We start from the raw sequence: 1,985 nt of genomic DNA, 5'->3' as shown, positions 1-1,985 counted from the left end.
GACGGCCGTTCTGGTAGAAGAAATATTCCTGCTCGAAGCCGAACCAGGCATCTTCGTCGTCGAGGATGGTTGCACGAGCGTTGCTCGAATGCGGCGTGACGCCATCCGGCATCATGACTTCGCACATGACGAGAGCGCCGTTGGTGCGGGCCGGATCAGGATAAATGGCGACGGGCTTCAGCACGCAATCGGAGCTGCGGCCTTCAGCCTGCTGCGTCGACGAACCGTCGAAGCCCCAGAGCGGAAGCTGTTCCAGCGTCGGGAATGCGTCGAATTCCTTGATCTGCGTCTTGCCACGCAGGTTCGGTACCGGAGTGTACCCATCGAGCCAAATATACTCGAGCTTATATTTTGTCATCGTCTTCCTCGTAATTCAACACAAGCAAGAGGACGCATGCATGAAGCAGGTTGCGATTCCATTTTATTATGGGGAATTCTGCTTGCTATTGTAATATTGTCGAAGCGAATCCGGAGCCCTCACTTCGGACGATAATCCAGCGCAGCTTAATGCAATCTTCAAGGTTTTCTTGACGGCTTCATGTCTTCTCCCACGTCCACGGGATGGAAGCGCCATGGACTTCAATGAGGATTTTGCACATTTCGTCGGCTGCCTTTCTGCTTAAGCCAATGCATGCCTCATGACCAAAAACTGCTGGCTTTCGGGCATCGCGGTCCCATACGGTCCGTAAGCGGCAAGCTGAGACCGTTCAGCCCGCGTAATTCCACGGCATGAGTGCATCGAGATCGCTGCTGGGCCAGCCGTTGGCTATGCGCTCGAGGGTCTGGGCCAGCTTGCGATGTGTGGTTATCGCCCGGACGAGACGAACGTATCGCTGAGTCTGTAACCAAAGAAGGCATGGCCCTAAGACTCAAAATTATCGGTTGGTTTGATCGCGCAGGTGCTGATCCTGTTGCAACTGAAAGCTTTCAGTCAAGTTTGTGACCGGCTTGAAACATCCTTGGGAGACGGTTGGGGACCACGGAGTCCCCACATGTCCGAATATCAGCGTCGAACAACAACGAACAAGAGACCGCCGCAGCTAAAACTCGTCTGGCCTTCAGATGACCAACCTCCAAGCCCACCGCCAGCCGAAAATAGCTATACGCGAGGCTTTGCACTTTTCGGTCTCGCCTGGCATGTCACGCCTGAAAGTTTAACGGAGCAGCAGCGCATCTTGAACGAAAGCTGCGATGAACCAAACCGCCATGGCGCGATGACGTCCGTTCTGAACTGGATCCTAATGTTGCGACTCTAACGCCTGTCGCCCGCGGGCGACCTTTTCAAGAATATCGGTCGCGGATTTGGTCCAAACGAAGGGCTTTGGATCGGCGTTGTGATGATCGAGATAGTCTTGAATTGCAGCTTCGAGCTGGGCGACACTCTTGAATACGCCACACCGGATGCGATCGCCTGTGATCAAGCCGAAAAAGCGTTCGACCTGATTGAGCCAAGACGCCGAAGTGGGGGTGAAATGCATATGGAAGCGAGGGTGTTTGGCCAGCCAGGCTTTGACCGCCGGGTGTTTATGGATGGCATAGTTGTCGGCGATCAGGTGCAAGTCGAAGCCCTTGGGCGTGCTGCGGTCGATGAGCCGAAGGAATTTGAGCCATTCCTGGTGACGATGACGTTTCATGCATTCGCCGATCACCCTGCCGGTGGCGACATCGAGGGCGGCAAGCAGTGTCGTCGTGCCATGCCGCTTATAGTCATGGGTCATCGTTCCCGCCCGCCCCTTCTTCATCGGCAGGCCCGGTTGGGTGCGGTCCAGCGCCTGGATCTGTGACTTCTCGTCAACCGAAAACACCAGAGCCCGGTCCGGCGGATCAAGATAGAGACCGACGACGTCCGTCACCTTCTCGACGAACTGCTTGTCGTTCGACAGTTTGAACGTCTTGGTCAAATGGGGCTTGAGCCCATGTGCCGCCCAGATGCGCTGTACGCTGGTGTGGCTCAGACCAACCGCCTTGGCGAGCGAGCGCGCGCT

At 55.9% G+C, this 1,985-nt stretch carries 2 protein-coding genes and 1 pseudogene; all 3 read right to left on the bottom strand.

The window, feature by feature from the left end:
- A partial coding sequence (locus FY112_RS37980) for a glutamine synthetase beta-grasp domain-containing protein (RefSeq protein ID WP_246700728.1) occupies nt 1-358 on the bottom strand: 358 nt, incomplete at its 3' end.
- A gap of 349 nt (nt 359-707) precedes the next feature.
- Nucleotides 708-791: pseudogene (locus FY112_RS36910) on the bottom strand (transposase domain-containing protein); the annotation flags it as partial.
- A 447-nt stretch (nt 792-1,238) separates the two neighbouring features.
- A partial coding sequence (locus tag FY112_RS23245; RefSeq protein WP_151519380.1) for an IS630 family transposase occupies nt 1,239-1,985 on the bottom strand: 747 nt, incomplete at its 5' end.

It is taken from the genome of Rhizobium sp. PEPV16 (assembly GCF_008919455.1).
GTDB classification, from domain to species: Bacteria; Pseudomonadota; Alphaproteobacteria; order Rhizobiales; family Rhizobiaceae; genus Rhizobium; species Rhizobium leguminosarum_Q.
This window is presented reverse-complemented; position numbering and strand designations above follow the sequence as displayed.